16 protein-coding genes and 1 tRNA gene are annotated in these 16,631 nt (G+C 65.0%); 5 read left to right on the top strand and 12 right to left on the bottom strand.

What is annotated here, in order from left to right:
- Positions 1-179: 179 nt before the first annotated feature.
- The 4 genes from AAFP05_RS01555 to AAFP05_RS01570 form a co-directional block, all read right to left on the bottom strand.
- Positions 180-890, bottom strand: coding sequence for a M50 family metallopeptidase (locus tag AAFP05_RS01555; RefSeq protein ID WP_341728093.1), 711 nt, complete (start codon positions 888-890; stop codon positions 180-182).
- A 2-nt stretch (positions 891-892) separates the two neighbouring features.
- Entirely contained in the window at positions 893-2,365 is a 1,473-nt protein-coding gene (locus tag AAFP05_RS01560) for a histidine kinase N-terminal domain-containing protein (RefSeq protein WP_341728094.1), read from the bottom strand.
- A 392-nt stretch (positions 2,366-2,757) separates the two neighbouring features.
- The gene (locus AAFP05_RS01565) at positions 2,758-3,033 is read right to left on the bottom strand and encodes a zf-HC2 domain-containing protein (RefSeq protein WP_341728095.1); all 276 of its coding nucleotides are present in this window, start codon (positions 3,031-3,033) and stop codon (positions 2,758-2,760) included.
- Entirely contained in the window at positions 3,026-3,637 is a 612-nt protein-coding gene (locus AAFP05_RS01570; protein ID WP_341728096.1) for a sigma-70 family RNA polymerase sigma factor, read from the bottom strand. Before AAFP05_RS01570 ends, AAFP05_RS01565 begins: the two co-directional genes overlap by 8 nt.
- Before the next feature lie 188 nt (positions 3,638-3,825).
- Between AAFP05_RS01570 and AAFP05_RS01575 the strand changes: the two genes are divergently transcribed.
- The 4 genes from AAFP05_RS01575 to AAFP05_RS01590 are packed head-to-tail and all read left to right on the top strand — an operon-like array spanning position 3,826 to position 7,615.
- Positions 3,826-4,434: a DoxX family membrane protein gene (locus tag AAFP05_RS01575; protein WP_341728097.1), complete on the top strand. Its 609-nt coding sequence runs from the start codon at positions 3,826-3,828 to the stop codon at positions 4,432-4,434.
- Entirely contained in the window at positions 4,431-5,747 is a 1,317-nt protein-coding gene (gene aroA / locus AAFP05_RS01580) for a 3-phosphoshikimate 1-carboxyvinyltransferase (protein WP_341728107.1), read from the top strand. Before AAFP05_RS01575 ends, aroA begins: the two co-directional genes overlap by 4 nt.
- Complete coding sequence (rsgA, locus tag AAFP05_RS01585; protein ID WP_341728098.1) at positions 5,744-6,763, top strand: ribosome small subunit-dependent GTPase A; 1,020 nt, start codon at positions 5,744-5,746, stop codon at positions 6,761-6,763. Before aroA ends, rsgA begins: the two co-directional genes overlap by 4 nt.
- A gap of 9 nt (positions 6,764-6,772) precedes the next feature.
- Positions 6,773-7,615, top strand: a complete 843-nt coding sequence (locus AAFP05_RS01590; RefSeq protein ID WP_341728099.1) for an inositol monophosphatase family protein — start codon at positions 6,773-6,775, stop codon at positions 7,613-7,615.
- 50 nt (positions 7,616-7,665) lie between these two features.
- Here the strand turns inward: AAFP05_RS01590 and serA are convergent, their stop codons facing one another.
- The 6 genes from serA to AAFP05_RS01620 form a co-directional block, all read right to left on the bottom strand.
- The gene (gene serA / locus AAFP05_RS01595) at positions 7,666-8,856 is read right to left on the bottom strand and encodes a phosphoglycerate dehydrogenase (RefSeq protein ID WP_341728100.1); all 1,191 of its coding nucleotides are present in this window, start codon (positions 8,854-8,856) and stop codon (positions 7,666-7,668) included.
- Positions 8,857-8,975: 119 nt separating this feature from the next.
- Entirely contained in the window at positions 8,976-9,761 is a 786-nt protein-coding gene (locus AAFP05_RS01600; protein WP_341728101.1) for an ATP-binding cassette domain-containing protein, read from the bottom strand.
- Entirely contained in the window at positions 9,751-10,596 is an 846-nt protein-coding gene (locus AAFP05_RS01605; RefSeq protein WP_341728102.1) for an ABC transporter ATP-binding protein, read from the bottom strand. The genes AAFP05_RS01600 and AAFP05_RS01605 overlap by 11 nt, the downstream gene beginning before the upstream one ends.
- A 5-nt stretch (positions 10,597-10,601) precedes the next feature.
- Complete coding sequence (locus AAFP05_RS01610) at positions 10,602-11,387, bottom strand: ABC transporter permease (RefSeq protein WP_341728108.1); 786 nt, start codon at positions 11,385-11,387, stop codon at positions 10,602-10,604.
- Positions 11,388-11,422: 35 nt separating this feature from the next.
- The gene (locus AAFP05_RS01615) at positions 11,423-12,409 is read right to left on the bottom strand and encodes an ABC transporter permease (protein WP_341728103.1); all 987 of its coding nucleotides are present in this window, start codon (positions 12,407-12,409) and stop codon (positions 11,423-11,425) included.
- A 12-nt stretch (positions 12,410-12,421) separates the two neighbouring features.
- Entirely contained in the window at positions 12,422-13,927 is a 1,506-nt protein-coding gene (locus AAFP05_RS01620; RefSeq protein WP_341728104.1) for an ABC transporter substrate-binding protein, read from the bottom strand.
- 181 nt (positions 13,928-14,108) lie between these two features.
- On the opposite strand from AAFP05_RS01620, the gene AAFP05_RS01625 reads away from it, so the two are divergent.
- Positions 14,109-14,182, top strand: a tRNA-Met gene (locus AAFP05_RS01625).
- A gap of 73 nt (positions 14,183-14,255) precedes the next feature.
- Here AAFP05_RS01625 and AAFP05_RS01630 read toward each other — a convergent pair.
- Both AAFP05_RS01630 and AAFP05_RS01635 read right to left on the bottom strand, forming a co-directional pair.
- Positions 14,256-15,227: a hypothetical protein gene (locus AAFP05_RS01630; RefSeq protein ID WP_341728105.1), complete on the bottom strand. Its 972-nt coding sequence runs from the start codon at positions 15,225-15,227 to the stop codon at positions 14,256-14,258.
- A gap of 151 nt (positions 15,228-15,378) precedes the next feature.
- Positions 15,379-16,631: Nramp family divalent metal transporter (locus AAFP05_RS01635; RefSeq protein ID WP_341728106.1), on the bottom strand; the 1,253-nt coding region annotated here is incomplete at its 5' end.

The following is a 16,631-nucleotide window of genomic DNA, read 5'->3' on the forward strand; positions in this document are numbered from 1 at the left end:
CTACCGAAAACAGCAGCGGCTACCGATCCGTCCGGATCCCCCACAGCAGCTACCGGAATCGGCAGCGGCTACCGGATGTTCGCTAGTAGCTGCTACTCCCGGTAGCCGGAAGCATCGAGGCCGAACGCTTCGGCAGCACCTGCAGTTTCAGGCAGCGGCTTCACCACCAAACAGCGACTTCACCACCAAGCAGCGAGCATCACGCTGCCCGCCCACCAGCTACAGCCAGCAAGAGCCACTGCGAACAGCAGCGTCCACAACGCGGCAGGCAGCCGGGTCAACCGGGCGAGTGTGCCGGTGTCTTGTCTGGGATCCCTGGTACCGGCGACCGCGATCAGATGCCGCCAGGCGCCCAACAGCACGACCACTCCCACGCTGCAGACCGCGGCAGCATTCCAGGTGGCATCGCCGCGCCACCAAAGGGCGACGCTGACAGCCAGCAGGATCGTCACCGTGAGCACGGTGAACAGCGAACGCGACTTCACCAAAGCGACCATCAGTGCAACCATGCTCGCCAGCAACACCAGATCAGCGCGTCCGGCGACGGCCGCCCAGATCAGCACCGCCCCCACCAGGCCCGGCATCGGATAGCCTGCGGCGACAGTCAGCACCATTCCCGGTCCGCGAGCTCGTCCGCTGGTGATGGCATGACCCGACATATCCGGGCTGACGATGAACCCGCGGAAGCGCCGACCACAGGCGGCACCGACTGCTGCATGCCCCAGCTCGTGAATGACGGTGACCACCGGACGCACCCAGCGCCACAGCGGGCTCAGCACCACAACGCCGGACGCCACGATCACCCAGATCAACCGGTCGTCCAGCTGCGGCGAGGCCGCTTGGAGACTGGCCAGAAGACGTGCGAGGAACCGGTCGGCTAATCCCGACAAGGTCACAACTCCAGCTGTTCGGTCGGCAGGTCCAGCTCGACCCGCGCAGTCGACCCCTGGTCATCGTTGTTGCGCAGCGAGAAGCTGCCGCCGAGATCGTTTATCAGGGTCGTCACGATTGACAGGCCCAGGCTGCTCGCCGAGGTCAGATCGAAATTGTCGGGCAGGCCTGCGCCGTCGTCGATCACCTCGAGAATCAGATGGTCGCCCTCATGCACCGCATGCACGATCACCGTACCGTTGCTCGACAGTAGGCCATGCTCGATGGCGTTTTGGCAAAGCTCGGTCATCACCAGCGACAGTGAGGTCGCGATGTCGCCGGGGATCGATCCGAAGCTACCCTCACGACCGGCACCCACCTGACCTGCCGCTGAGGCCACGTCTCCCACCATCAGCAGGATGCGGTCGGCGATCTGATCGAACGGCACCGCCTCGTCGAAGCCCTGAGACAAGATCTCGTGTACGGCGGCGATCGACTGGACGCGCCGTTGCGCGTCGCGCAGAGCATCGCGTCCCTCCGGACTGCTCATCCGGCGCGATTGCAGGCGAAGCAGCGCCGCCACTGTCTGCAGGTTGTTCTTCACCCGGTGGTGGATCTCTCTGATGGTGGCATCTTTGGTCACCAGCTGGCGCTCTCTCTCCCGCAGCACGGTGATGTCGCGGCAGAGCACCACGGTGGCAATCCAGATTCCGTCCTCAGTCAGCGGCAAGATCCGCAGCCGGACGCTGGCCTGCGAGTCCTCGACCGTCACCTCCCAGGCTGTTCCGGGCAGCAGACCCGACCCTACCGCTCCGTGCTGGCACTCGTAGTCAAGGGTCACTGCCGGCAGCAGATCTCGGATGTCTTCGCCCTCGAGATCCCCGGTGGCGCCCAGCTTGCGGATGCAGCTGGTCGCATTGGGAGTGCAGTATCGCACGATGCAGTCGGGGTCGACCCACATCAGGCCATCCCCTACCCGGGGGCTTGCCGTCGGGTCGCTGGGCGGATTCATCGGGAACTGGCCACACCAGAGCATCTTGCTGAGCACATCGGCGATTGCCAGATAGGTGTCTTCCAAAGCGCCGGGGGCACGTACACCCATCCGATTGGTGTGCCGCTCGATCACCGCGATGCACTGGTCGTGGCGGATCACCGGAATGACCAAGGTGTCAACCGGGATTCCTGCGTTCAGATTGTTGTCGCTGGTCTCCATGATCTCGCGGCCGAGGAACGCCGCCGTCACCATCGAGTCGTATTCGTAGCGGATGTCCTCTCCCACCACATCGTCCTCGAGCGCCGTCGGGCCGGTCGTCGGCCGGATCTGAGCGCCGGCCCAGAAGACGTTCTCGTCGTCACGATCGGGAAGCCACAAGACCAGATCGGAAAAGCTCGTGTCGGCAAAAAGATGCCATTCCCGAATCAGCGAGAGGAGCCATCCCTTATCTGCCTCGTCGAGTCCACAGTGGGTGTTCATCACCTCAGACAGACGCCGCATGGACTCCACCATAGACGGCGATCAGGTGTCGTCCAGCGTTGCTCCCACCTTGTGGCGTTGGTCGGCCGCTGACCCGGGAGTGGGCTAGAAACGCGCCCGCATGCACGAGCCCACAGCTGGGCGGGCGAGCACCCCGGTTTGGGGTTCACTGCTACGTTTTGGCAAGATAGTGAATTGCGCGTTCAGCGCACACGCCCGAAATCTGGAGGTCTCAATCATGGGAAAAGGTGGCCGCAAGCGTCGCGATCGTCGCAAGAAGGGTGCAAATCACGGCAAGCGTCCCAACGCCTGAGCACCGTACCGAAACGAGATATCGGCCCTGACTGTTGAGAAGTCACGGGTCGATATTCTTGTCTATGGGCCCGACGATGAATTGGCGCGAGCCGCACGTCTCAATCGTTCAGCTGCTCGCCGCTCACGTGGATGGTGAGCTGCGAGACACGCACTCGCAGGCCGGATGGGGCCACAGCCGGGCCGTAACAACGCCGCAGCAGCGCCGAAATGAACTGCTCGGCGTCGAAGTTGTCCATGCACTTCTCGCAGGCCATCAGGTGATGCCGGATCTGATCGGCGGTCGATTCCGGCAACTCGCCATGCAGAAAGGCGTGTACGCTGCGCATGGCAAAGGTACACGGATCCTCCGGAACCACCTCAGGATTCTCAGTCATCGCTTCGCTCCTGACCGATACCCATCGTTGCGGCATAATCACCCAGCTTTGCTCTGAGCTGGCCGCGCGCGCGATTGAGCCGCGACATCACAGTGCCGATCGGAGTGCCCATGATCTCCGCAATCTCCTTATAGGAGAAGCCGTCGACGTCAGCCAGCAGGACAACCTCACGAAAATCGGGAGACAGCGACTCCAGGGCCTGCGTGACCAATGGATCGGGCATCCGATCCATTGCCTCGCGCTCAGCCGACGGCAACCCTCCGGAGGTGTGCGACGCGGCGCGGGCCAACTGCCAGTCCTCAACATCGGCCGAGCCGCTTGTCTGAGGCTGGCGCTGACTCTTGCGATAAGAATTGATGTACGTGTTTGTGAGGATTCGGTAGAGCCACGCCTTGAGATTCGTGCCAGGAGTGAACTGCTCGAACGAACTGAACGCTTTGGTATAGGTCTCCTGGACGACATCCTCGGCATCGGCCGGATTGCGCGTCATCCGCAGCGCGACACCGTAAAGCTGGTCGATGTAGCCCATCGCGTCGCGCTCGAATCGAGCGGCGCGCTCATCTTCGGACTCGACCTGGCGGGTATCGGTACTGGGAGTGATCATCGAGTCCAACACTACCGAATCACGCAGGAGCGGGCAGTACCCGCCAGAAGTTCGGGCGAGGCGTTCACCCGTGCGATCCTGCAATCTCATCGACATGTTGTCTGAAACGCCACCGGTCATCCAGGTATTCCCTGATGCAATTGCTCGCCAGGCGTGCCTGGGCGGCGAAGACAAGGTAGTAATGGACTATGTCATTGTTGCGTTTCGCCGGCCGCGCGTTGTTCTCCAGTTACTTCGTCGCCGACGGCTACCAGATGGTTACCAAGCCCGACAAGAAGTCCGCTGAGATAGCAGGACCGATCGACTTCTGTGTGCCGATGGCTCAGTCGATGCTGCCTCCCGGAGTAGCCGACAAGGTACCCACGGACGCCCGCGTCTGGACGAGGGTCCTCGGGGTGGCTCAGATCGTTGGCGGTGTCGCCTACGCCACCGGAATTGCTCGTCGTCCGGGTGCAGCACTCTTGGCGGCCGCTTTCGCGCCTCAGGTCATCACTGCGGCCAGCGACGGCGACCGCTCCACCCTGTTCAGCAAGCTGGCGCTCCTGGGAGGGACCTTGGTCGCCACTCAGGACACGGCCGGACGTCCGGGACTGGCCTGGAAGGCCCAACAATCGCGCAAGGCCGCCGGACAGCATGCCGAGCAGAGCCGCAAGGTCGTCGAGCAGCGTGCCGACGCCGTCGGGAAGGATCTCAAGCGGGCCCAGAAGAAGGCGAAGACACAGGCCACGAAGGCCAAGGCTCAGGCACAGCAGGCAGCGAAAGAGCTCAAGGCCCAGGTGAAGGACGCCGTCCGCTGAGCACCGAAGGCGCCTGGACGGCCCCCGTTTCGCGCGGCCCGTTGCGGGCTGTCGTTGCCGTGCCCGGCTCCAAGTCCGAATCGAATCGGGCCCTGGTCTTGGCGGCATTGGCCGACGCACCGAGCAGGTTGACCGGCGTGTTGAGTGCGCGAGACACCGATCTGATGATCGCCGCACTACGTGCGCTCTCGGTTCGAATCGACGATCTGCCCGGCGCCACTGAACCGGCCGTACAGGTGACGCCCCCCGAGCGCCTCGCGCCGGTTCCTGACGGCATCGACTGCGGGCTGGCCGGTACGGTGATGCGCTTCGTTCCCCCGCTCGCCGCGTTGGCGGGCGGCCGGACTCGTTTCTTCGGCGATGCGCGCGCGGCGGATCGTCCGATGGGACCGCTGCTGGATGGTCTTCGCCAACTCGGCGTCGAAGTCGACTCGGACGCGCTGCCGTTCACCATGGGCTCCCCCGTCCGCCTGGGCGGGCCCGTCGTCCGCATCGATTCGGCAAGCTCGAGCCAGTTCATCTCGGCGCTGCTGCTCAGCGCGGCCCGGCTGCCCCAAGGCATCGACCTGATCCACACCGGCTCCACGGTTCCTTCGCTGCCGCACATCGAGATGACGGTGGCCATGCTGCGCGAGCGCGGCGTTCGGGTCGATGACAGCGAATCCGGGCGCTGGCTGGTGGCACCGGGCCCGATCGCTGCCCGTGACCAGATCATCGAACCCGATCTAACCAATGCTTCGGTCTTCTTGGCCGCCGGCGTGCTCAGCGGCGGCGAGGTCACCGTGCCCGGCTGGCCGCAACGCACCGCGCAGCCCGGTGTCGTGATCGTGGAGGTGCTGCAGCAGATGGGGGCATCCACGGAGCTGACCGAGGCGGGTCTGACGGCGAGAGCCCGCGGCGGGTTGCGGGGGGCTGAGATCGATCTTCACGAGGCGAGCGAGCTCACGCCGGTGATCGCCGGGCTGGCCGCTTTCGCGTCAGGCGCGACGGCGATCAGCGGTGTGGCACATATTCGCGGACACGAGACCGACCGGCTCGCTGCGATCGAGGCCGAGTTGGCCAGCGTGGGGATCGATGTCCGGCAGACCGCTGATGGACTGGTCATTCAGGGTGCGGGGGGCCGGGGCGAAGGATTGGCCCCCACCCGGATGCTGCGCGCCTACGCCGACCATCGGCTGGCGCAGCTGGCCGCACTGATCGGAGTGGTGGTGCCCGGTATCCAGCTGGACGACATCGGCTCGGTGTCCAAGACGATGCCGGATTTCCCCGTCCGCTGGCGGCAGATGCTCGATCAGGTCCGGGAGCGGCAGTGAGCCGCAAACTCGCGGACAGCTACGCCGACATCGACCCCGATAGCTTCGACCGTCCGGCCAGGCGTACCCGGCCCCGCACCAAGGATCGGCCCGATTATTCGAAGGCCGAGCTCGGCCGCGTCATCACGGTCGACCGCGGGCGCTTCCGCTGCCAGATGCTCGACGGCGGCCAGATGGTCAGCGCAGCGAAGGCGCGCCAGCTGGGCCGCAAGGGCGTCATCGTCGGAGACGTGGTGCGGATCGTCGGGGACACCAGCGGCGCGGAAGGCACCCTGGCGCGCATCGTCGAGGCGACTCCCCGCGCCACCGTGTTGCGCCGCACGGCGGACGACAACGACCCGAGTGAGCGGCCGCTGGTGGCCAACGCCGACCAGTTGATGATCGTCTGCGCGCTGGCCGATCCGCCGCCGCGCACGGGCATGATCGATCGGATCCTGGTGGCCGCCTACGACGCGTCCATCACGCCGATCATCTGCCTGACCAAGTCCGATCTCGCCGCTCCGGATGAGATCGTCGCGCTCTATCGTCCGCTGGATGTGCCGATCGTGGTCACTCAGCCCGGTTCCGACCTGACCGAGGCCGATGACCTGCTCGACGGCCACGTCACCGTGTTGGTCGGTCACTCGGGGGTGGGCAAGTCGACGCTCATCAACCGGCTGGTGCCCGAGGCCCAGCGCTCGATCGGGGAGGTCAACGAGGTCACCGGACGTGGCCGCCACACGTCGACCTCGGCAATCGCTCTGCGGTTGCCCACCGGCAGCGGCTGGGTGATCGATACCCCTGGCGTGCGCAGTTTCGGGCTCAGTCACGTCACTGCGCAATCGGTACTCGGCGCTTTCGGCGATCTCAGCGACGTCACCCAAGACTGCCCGCGCGGCTGTCGGCATACCAGCGACGAGCCGGAATGCGCGCTCGACGAGGCACTGGCCCGTGGCGAACTCGATGCGGGCCGACTGGCGTCGTTTCGGCGGATTATCGGCGCGGTCAGCGAGCCTGGAAGCGGGGAATCCCGATAACGTGGAGGCATGGCTTCCTATATCGACGATCTGCGATTGGCCCACATGCTGGCCGACAACGCCGACTCCATCACAGAGTCTCGGTTCAAGGCACAAGATCTGCTCATAGAGGCCAAGCCCGATCACACCGCGGTCTCCGACGCCGACCGTGCCGTGGAAGAGGCACTCCGCAAGCTGCTGGCCACTGCACGACCCCGCGACGCCGTGCTGGGTGAAGAACTGCCGGACACCGGCTACGGGCCCCGGCAGTGGATCATCGATCCGATCGACGGAACCGCGAACTATGTGCGCGGGGTGCCGGTCTGGGCAACGCTGATCGGATTGATGGTGGACGGTGTGGTGCGTGCGGCAGTGGTCAGCGCTCCCCTGCTGGGACGACGCTGGTGGGCGGCCGAGGGCGATGGCGCCTTCACCGGCAAGACCCTGATGAAGGCGCAACGGATCAGCGTCTCGAGCGTGAAGTCGGTCCCCGATGCATTCGTCTCATATTCGTCGCTGGGCGGGTGGATCACCTCCGGACGCGGGCAGGGCTTCGTCGATCTGCTGCGCGATGCAGGCCGGACCCGTGCCTTCGGCGATTTCTGGAGCTACATGCTGGTGGCCGAGGGGGCAGTGGACGCGGCCGCCGAACCCGAGCTCAGCCTGTGGGACAAGGCCGCGCTGGATGTCATCGTCCGGGAGGCCGGTGGCCGGTTCACCGACCTGAACGGCAATGGCGGCTCGTATGGGCCGGGCGCGATCGCGTCCAATGGGCTCCTGCATGACGAACTGGTCGCCCGGCTGCAACAGACAGGCGACGACTACGAGGAGACCACCGGCATCATCATGCCGCTGCCCGGCCGGTCCCGCTGAAATCTGGACCGGCCGTCAACCGGGCATGCTTCTTTTCAGATTCGACAACCTCAGCCGAGTCGGCGGACTCGGATGGTTCCCGGAATCTGCTTGAGTTCCTCCACCAGGCCGGGCTGGGCAGAGGTCACATCGGTGACCACATAGCCGACCTCGGAGTTGGTATTCAACGCCTGGAAGGCGATATTGGCCTCGTGTGTGCTGAGCGCCCGAGTGAGCTGAGCCAGCACGCCGGGGACATTACGGTGAATGTGCAGCACGCGGGTGCCCTGCTGGGTGGATACCTGAACCTGTGGCAGGTTCACACTCATGATGGTTGAGCCGGTGCCGACATAGTCGAGCAGCTTGCCCGCCACGAAGCGCCCGATGTCGACCTGAGCTTCCTTCGTCGATCCGCCGACATGCGGGGTGAGGATGACGTTCGGGAGGCCCTGTAGTTCACTGGTGAACGGGTCTCCCGCTGCCCGGGGCTCGGTCGGGTAGACGTCGACCGCAGCACCAGCGATGTGGCCGGAGCGCACCGCATTTGCCAGCGCGGCCGGATCGAAGACGAACCCGCGAGAGAGGTTCAAGAAGAGCGAGCGCGGACGCATCTTGGCGAACTGGGCGGCGCCGAACAACTTGGCGTTCTCCTCCCGCCCGTCGACATGCACGCTGATGGTCTCGGCCTGGGCCAGGAGCTCGTCGAGGCTGTCGACGCGCTGCGCATTGCCCAGCGCCAGCTTGTCGACGACATCGTAGAAGAGCACCTTCATACCGAAGGCCTCCGCCAGCACCGACAGCTGCGAACCGATATTCCCGTAGCCGACCAGGCCGAGCGTACGACCGCGAATCTCATGCGAGCCGGCCGCCGACTTGTCCCACAAGCCGTCGTGCATCTGCTTGTTCTTGTCGGTCAAATGCCGGGCGAGGGCGACGATCTCGGCCATCGCCAGCTCGACGACGCTTCGGGTGTTGCTGTACGGGGCGTTGAAACAGGCGATTCCTTCGCGGGCGCCGGCGTCCAGATCGATCTGGTTGGTGCCGATGCAAAACGCTCCGACGGCCTCCAGGTCGGTGGCCTGCGAGAACACCCTCTCGGTGACTTGGGTGCGCGATCGGATTCCCAGCAGACTTACGCCCTTGAGGGCGTCGATCAACTCGGTCTCACCGAGCGCGCCACGTCGATTCTCGACCTCGTAACCGGCGTCGGCGAGAATACGGGTGGCGTCAGGATGGATGTTCTCCAGCAGCAGGGCTTTCACGTCGACCCATTCTAGGAGACCTGCCCCGGCAGCCGGCGAATCGGAGATTGTGCGGATGGGGCGCGGCATGCCGCGCTCACTGTGCCATCACCTGGGTGTTCGTCCTCAGCCGCGCTGGTTCAGTTGCGGCGCAGTCGGGGTATCGATGCAAGCAGCCGCCGCGTGTAGGGCTGCTGCGGGTCGGAGTAGACCCCGTCGATGGGCCCGCCTTCGACGATGCGGCCCGCCTGCATGACCAGCACCGCGTCGCACATGTGACGAACCACCGACAGATCGTGGCTGACGAAGATGAGTGTCAGCCCGTGATCGGCGACCAGATCGGCGAAGAGGTTCAGGACCTGGGCCCGGACGCTGACGTCCAGCGCCGAGACGGCCTCGTCCGCTATGAGCACCTGCGGGTTCGGGGCCAACGCCCGAGCGATCGCGATGCGCTGCCGCTGACCTCCGCTGAACTGATGCGGATAGCGGTTGCGGTCGGCGGGTTCCAGGCCGACCTGGGTCATCAGCTCGTCGACCCGGCCGGCCACTTCACGGCGAGTGCCCTGCCAGATCTTCGATCGGAGCGGTTCCGCAATGATGTCGGCGATCTTCATCCGGGGATCGAGCGACGAACGCGGATCCTGAAAGACCAATTGGACGCCGCGACGCAGCCAGGCCAGCTCCGGCTCTCGGCGTCCGACGATCGACCGTCCGGCGAAGACGATGTCGCCGCCGGTTGGACGCCGGAGCCCCGCCATCATCCGGATCAGCGTGGACTTTCCCGAGCCGGACTCCCCCACGATGCCCAGCCGCTGGCCCGCGGGTATCTCGAAGTCGACGTGGTCGACGGCGGTGACCGGTTGCGGTCCATGGCTGAAGATCCGCACCAGGTCATGGACCCGGTAGATCGGCTCGTCAATGCCCATCGTCGCTCCTCTTCCAGAAGTCGTCGAGCACGGGCAGGCGTCCTCCGGGCGCCACATCGGCCAGGTCGGCAGTGGCGATCAGACCGGCTGTGTAGGGGTGCCGTGGGCTTTCCAGGATCTGGCTGCGGCTGCCGGTCTCCACGATCCTGCCGTCGTAGATCACGGCGATGCGATCGACCATCTGGCTCACCACGGCGAGATCGTGGCTGATGAACAGCAGTGCCGAACCCGCCTGGTCGAGTCCGCTGCGCAGCAAATCCAAGACGCGGGCCTGCACCGTGACATCTAGCGCGGTGGTCGGTTCGTCGCAGATCAGCAGGTCGGGGGTATTGATCAGTGCCATGGCGATCAGCACCCGCTGACGCTGCCCTCCGGAGAGCTGATGCGGGAAGCTGTCGGCCACTCGCTGCGGATCGCCGATGCCGACGCCTGCGAGCATCTCGAGCACCCTGGCCCGGGCCGCACCCGTCGGCGCGCCCTCGTGTAGCCGGAGCACCTCGGCGACCTGGCGTCCGGTACGCATGGTTGGATCAAGCGCGGTCATCGGTTCTTGAAAGACCATCGACATCTGCTCGCCGCGCAGCCTCGAGTACTGCGCGTCATGCATGCCGAGCAGTTCTTTGTCCTGCCAGCGGATCGAGCCGCTGAGTTTCGCGTCGTCGGCGAGCAGTCCCATGACCGCGAGCGCGGTCACCGACTTACCGGAGCCGGATTCGCCGATCAGGCCGACGCGTTCGCCTCGTCCGATCTGCAGGCTGATCTGGTCGAGAGCGTTGCTGCGGCTGTCGGCGAACCGCACGCTCAGCTTGTCGATCGTCAGCAACTCGTCGGTCATCGTCGTCACCTGCCCAGGTCCTGCAGGGTGGGATCCAGCAGCTCTCGCAGGCCGTCGCCGAGCAGGTTGAAGCCGAGCACGGCGATGGCGATGAACAGGCCAGGCCACAGCGCCAGGTTGAGATCGGAGTAGAGGTAGGGCTGCGAGTCGAAGATCATCCGCCCCCAGGTTGGTGTGGTGGGCGGAGTACCCAGGCCGAGATAACTCAGCGACGCCTCTGCCAAGATGGCCAGCCCGAAGCTGACCGAGGCCTGAACCAGCACCACCGGGGTGATGTTCGGCAGCACATGCCGCCAGGCGATGCCACCTGGGGTGATGCCTGCGCTGCGGGCGGCCACGATAAAGTCCTGGCTGAGCACCTGCAGAGCTGCCCCGCGCGAGACCCGGGCGAACGCCGGGATGGATGCGATACCTATTGCGCTCATCGCGGTGATTGTGGAGCCCGAGCCGCGGGCCGCCGCCAAGATGATCGCCAGCAACAAAGCGGGAAAGGCGTAAACGATATCGGTGGCGCGCATGATCAGCGTGCCGAGCCAGCTGTGCTGTTTGACGGCGGCGGTAATGCCGAGCGGCACACCGAGCGATGCGCCGATGCCGACAGCCACCACACCGACCAGCAGACAGCTGCGGGCACCGACGAGGATCCGGCTGAAGATGTCCTGCCCGAAGCCATCGGTACCCATCAGATGGCCGGCGCTGGGCGCCAGCAAACGGTCGGGGCTGACCTCGGTCGGATCAAATGGCGTCCACACGGCCGAGACGAGGGCGAAGATCACGACCAACACGACCATGGCCGAGCCGGCGAGCAGGGCGGGATTGCGTCTCACTAGTCGTCCGCCTCGTCCTCACCGACGCGCAACCGTGGATCGATCAGCGTGTAGCTGAGGTCGACCAGCAGGTTGATCGCCAGAACCAACGTGACGAGAATCATCACGATCGATTGGACGACCGGTAGGTCGCGATTGGCCACCATCTGCACCAGATAGCTGCCGAGGCCGGGGAGCACGAAGACGCTCTCCACCACGATGGCGCCGACGAACAACGTCGCCAGCTGCAACCCGAGCACGGTGACGATCTGCAAGGACGCATTGCGCACGCCGTGCCTGACGATCGCGGGCCAGCGTCGCCATCCGATGGCTCTCGCGGTGCGGTAGTAGTCCTGGCTGATGACGTCGATGAACGCGGAGCGCACATAGCGCACCAGCACCGCGGACTGGACGAGCCCGAGGGTGAGCGCGGGCAGCATCAGATGGCTCAGCCACTGACCGAACGACGTCTTGATGGGAACGTAGCCGTTGGCGGGCAGCCAGTGCAGTTTAGCGCCCACCACGACACTGAGTGCGATGCCGACCACGAAAGCCGGGATCGCCATGCCGGCCTGACTGAGCCCCGAGATGACTACCCCGTCCGCATGATTGCGGCGCAGCGCGGCCGCCATACCGAGCGGCAATGCGACCAGGACGGCAGTGAACATCCCGACGACCACCAGGGACAAGGTCACGCCGAACTTCTGCGCCACGATCGGGTTGATGGAGGCTCCGGTGAGCGCTGAGGAGCCAAGATTGCCGGTCAGCATGGATCCAAGCCACTGAACGTAACGTACCGCGATGTTCTGGTTCAATCCGAGTTGCTCACGCAGCGCACTGATCGACTGCTCGGTGGCGTTAGGGCCGAGGATCACCCCGGCGACGTCTCCGGGCAGCAGGTTGAGCAGCCCGAAGACGACGACCGAGGCGACCAGCATGCTGAGCGCAAACCAGCCGAAGCGGCGCGCTGCCGGCCAGCCGGCAGCGGCGAATCGGGTTGAGTTCACGACATCTTCGGATCAGGCACCTGGAGCACTGACCCCGGTCATGTCGAAGCTCTGCGCGGTCCTGTTGGTGGCGACTCCGGTGATGTCCGACTTGGTGACGACCAGGTTCGGCAGCAGCCAGAGGAAGTCGGCGGCAGCATCGTCCGACAGGATCCGGGCCGCCTGCTTCAGCAACGTAACCTGCTCCGTTTCCGATGGCGCACGGTCGGCGGCCGTGATGAGCTGCTGGAACTCGGGATTGTCGTAGTGCCAGTAGTAGCTCGGGTTGGCGAAGTTGCCGATATCGCGCGGCTCGGCGTGAGCCACGATCGTCATGTCGTAGTTGCCCTGGTACATGACCTGATCGACCCAGGTGGCCGGGAACTCGAGCTCGTCGACGGTGACCTGAATGCCTACCGCGGCCAGCTGGCTGGAGATGTAGCTGGCCGCCCCCGGCGCGTAGGGCAGGGTCGGGACGCGAAGTCGCAGGTTGATCTCACCCAGATCCGCCTCCGCGAGCAATTCGCGAGCCTTGTCGGGGTTATACGGGTACTGCTGCGAGAGGTCCTCGTACCAAGGGTCGGTCGGCGGAACCATCGAACCGATCAGCAGACCTTTACCGCCCCAGACGGCATCAACCAGCGCTTTGCGATCGATCGCATAGTTGATCGCCTGGCGAACCCGAAGATCGGCGAGCACCGGATTCTGGTGGTTGAAGCCGAGCACGACCTCACCGGTGGAGGTGCCGTCCAGCACCGTGAAATCGGACGTCATGAACTGGTTGAGGGCCTGCGGGGCCGCCAGGTTCGAGATGATGTCGAGCTGGCCGGCCAGCATGGCCGCGTTCATCGCGTTCGGGTCGGAGTATGACTTGAAGGTCACGCCTGCCAGCGTGCTGGGCGTACCCCAGTAGCCGTCGTTGCGCACCAGCGTGACCGAGTCGCCCTGCACCCAGTTCGAGAATGCGAACGGTCCAGACCCTGCCGGAACGGTGGCCAGCTGATCGAGATGGGCCGGGTCGAAGATGATGCCTGCCCGCTGCGACATCGCGAAGAGCCAGTTCTGGGAGGGCTCGCTGAGGGTGAATTCGACGGTGTTCTCATCGACCGCACGCATTGACGCGAGAGGCTCCATGGCGGCCTTGAGCACTGGCAGCACGGACGAGTCGTCCTTGATGCGCTGGATCGAGGTGATCACTGCATCCGCGTCAACCTTCGTGCCACTGGCGAATTTTGCCTCCGGCCGCAGGTTGAAGGTGTACACGAGGCCATCGGACGACACCGACCACTCACTGGCCAGCAGCGGCTGGTACCCGCCGTCGGCGCCAACCTTGAGCAGGGTCTCGTAAACGTTGTACAGCAACGCCTCCGGGATGGCCGCGGCATCAGAGGTTGTCGGATCCATCGAGTTGGGGGCCACGGAGGTGCCAACAATGAGTTGGCGATCCTGAGGTTCGGAGTTGCCCGGAGTACAGGCAGTCAGAACCAGCGCGAGTAGGCCTATCAGTACGGTGGCCATCCGGCGGGAAACCCTGGTCATCTTGTTCTTGGCTCCTGACGCTTGTCGGTGGACCACGAGTTTAGCCGCCGCCCCGGCCGGCCACCTAACAGCACCATGCGACGGGACTGACGACCTGAGCGTCGTTGGGTGCTCGTTCGTCGCGGAACCGCGGACTCGATTTGAAAGCCCCGGCAATCCAGGCTAAGGTTCCTTAAGTCGACGCGGGGTGGAGCAGCTCGGTAGCTCGCTGGGCTCATAACCCAGAGGTCACAGGTTCAAATCCTGTCCCCGCTACGAATAGGCTCCTGACTAGTCCAGATACTTGTCAGGAGCCGTTTTTTTCTGCGCTCCCGGACGCCGCTACCCCTCACCAATCTCCGTCGTCCACGTCATCGCCACCGGCATCTTTCAGCTGGATGACCGAATCCGGATCCACCGGTGCGAACGGCTCCTCCTCGCCACCCAGTATCTCGCCGACCGGCTTCACCTTCGCGAGCGTCTGGCTCGCCTCCAGGTCCTCTGCATCCGCGTCGTAGTAGTCGAACCACGGCAGCCCGAACCGCACATAGCTCTCCCGGTCGATCGGGGTCGGCGGCGCGACCTCGCCGGTGATCGCCGTCCACTGCACCGCCGAGCAGAGATGGACGAAGACTCGCCACGAGCGGGCCTCGTCGTAATCGCTGAGCAGGCGTTCGTCCGAGTAGATCTCTTGGCGCATGCGTCCACCGGCACCCAGGCCCATCGCGGCCGATCCCGCCGGCGGCGCACCGAACGCGACCATCCGCCGGGCCGACCGTCCCTGGTGGATCTTGCGCCATTGCGCCAGCGCGGTGCTGCTCAGGCCGACCACTCGAAGCTGCACTCCCCCATGAACTTCCTCACCGGTCACCTGACCCTCGACCGTCGCGCCGAGCCCGAGCGGTACGGCAACGAACTGACGGATGACCCCGTCGCCCGAATTGATGCCATCCAGCCACGGCTGCAACGGCAGCGCAACATAGTTCTGTGGTTCTTTGGAAAGCCTCTCGCGCCACGGCTGCCCGGTGACCGCGCAGATCTTGCCGACGCCCGCCTGCAACGCCGCAGGCTCACTGGTCCCGAACGAGAGCCACAGGGCTTCGCGTTGATAGACGGGCAGCATCACTCCGCCATGTGCCAGCCAATCTTGCGGAACGGTGTCGGAATAGTCCGCCACGCGTCGCAACGGGAACCTGCCCAGCCCGGGCGGCAGATCGTGCAGCCCAGTCTCCGGGATGCGCAGCGTCCGTTGGAAACTCACCTCGACCGGCCCCAGGACCACGCCGTCGCGCGTGATCGCTACTGGAGAATTCGTAGCCATGACGTTCTCCTCTCCACGACATATCTACTGGTCACCACTGACGTTTCAGCATGACCACGCAGTCACCTCGACGCCACCCATGCTATGAGGACCTGCCAGCGGGCGCTCCGCGCCATCGCCGCGAGTCACCGGCGCTGACCTTCGTGCCGGGTCACGACTCGGCCAGGGTCATCACGATGACCGCGATGTTCAAGGCAAGCACCAACGCGGTGATGACGATCGACACCAGGCGCAACCCGGGACCCGAGGCGTATTGGCCCATATGCTTTCGGCTGCTGGTAAACCAGACCAGCGGAATCAAGGCGAAGCCGATGCCGAAGCTCAGCACCAACTGGCTTGCGACCAGCGCCACCGTGGCATTGATTCCCATCGCCAGCAGCACGATCGACGGCAGCACGGTCGCCACTCTGCGGATCCTGCTGTCGATGCGCCACGGCAGTAGGTCGTACATGATACTCGCCCCGGCATGGGTCCCGACCACAGCCGAACCGACGCTGGACGCGAGCAGCCCAATCGCGAAGATGACTGCGGGTAGTCTGCCGATCTCGGTATTCAAGATGCCGTACGCAGCCACGATCACGTCCGAGTCCGGTGAGCCGCTCAGAATCGTCGCGCCGAAGAGCAACATCGCGACGTTCACCGTTCCGGCGACCACCAGCGACGCCCCGACATCGACCCGCTGCACGAAGAGCAGCTCTTTCAGCGGTGCGGTCAAGCTGCCCAGCGGACGATGACGGTCGATCGCCAGCGTCGAATGCAGGTAGATGGCGTGCGGCATCACGGTCGCCCCCAGCATGGCCGCAGCGATCGCCACAGATCCGGCGCCGCTGAACCGCGGCACCATGCCGCCGATCACCTCGGCCGGATCGGGCGGAACCCAGAACAGTGAAACCAGGAAACCCGCCGCGATGATCAACAGCACCAGCGTCACGCCGATGTCCAGTGCGTGTTCGCCACGCGAACGCATGAATCCCAACCAGAACAGTGAGATCACAACGACGATCAGGCCGCCCAGCCAGCCCGGCAGTCCGAACAGCAGGTTCATCGCGATCGCGCCGCCCATCACCTCGGCGACATCGGTGGCGATGGCCACCACGATGGCTTGTGCCGCGAAACCAGCACGCAGGCCCGCGACGTATCTGTGCGTGGCCAGCGATTCCCTCACCATGCTCGACAATGATCGTCCGGTCACCAGCCCAAGTTTGGCGGACAGATACTGCACGACCATGGCCATCAGACAGGCGCTCACCAGCACCCAGACCAGCAGGTAGCCGTAGTCGGCACCGGCCGACATGTTCGCGGCCACATTGCCCGGATCGACATATGCGACCGACGCCACGAAAGCAGGCCCCAGCAGCGAGACGACGCGCAGGAAGCCGCCGCGTCGTCCTCGGTGTTCGGTTG

It is taken from the genome of Brooklawnia sp. (genome assembly GCF_032229645.1).
Classification (GTDB): Bacteria; Actinomycetota; Actinomycetes; order Propionibacteriales; family Propionibacteriaceae; genus Brooklawnia.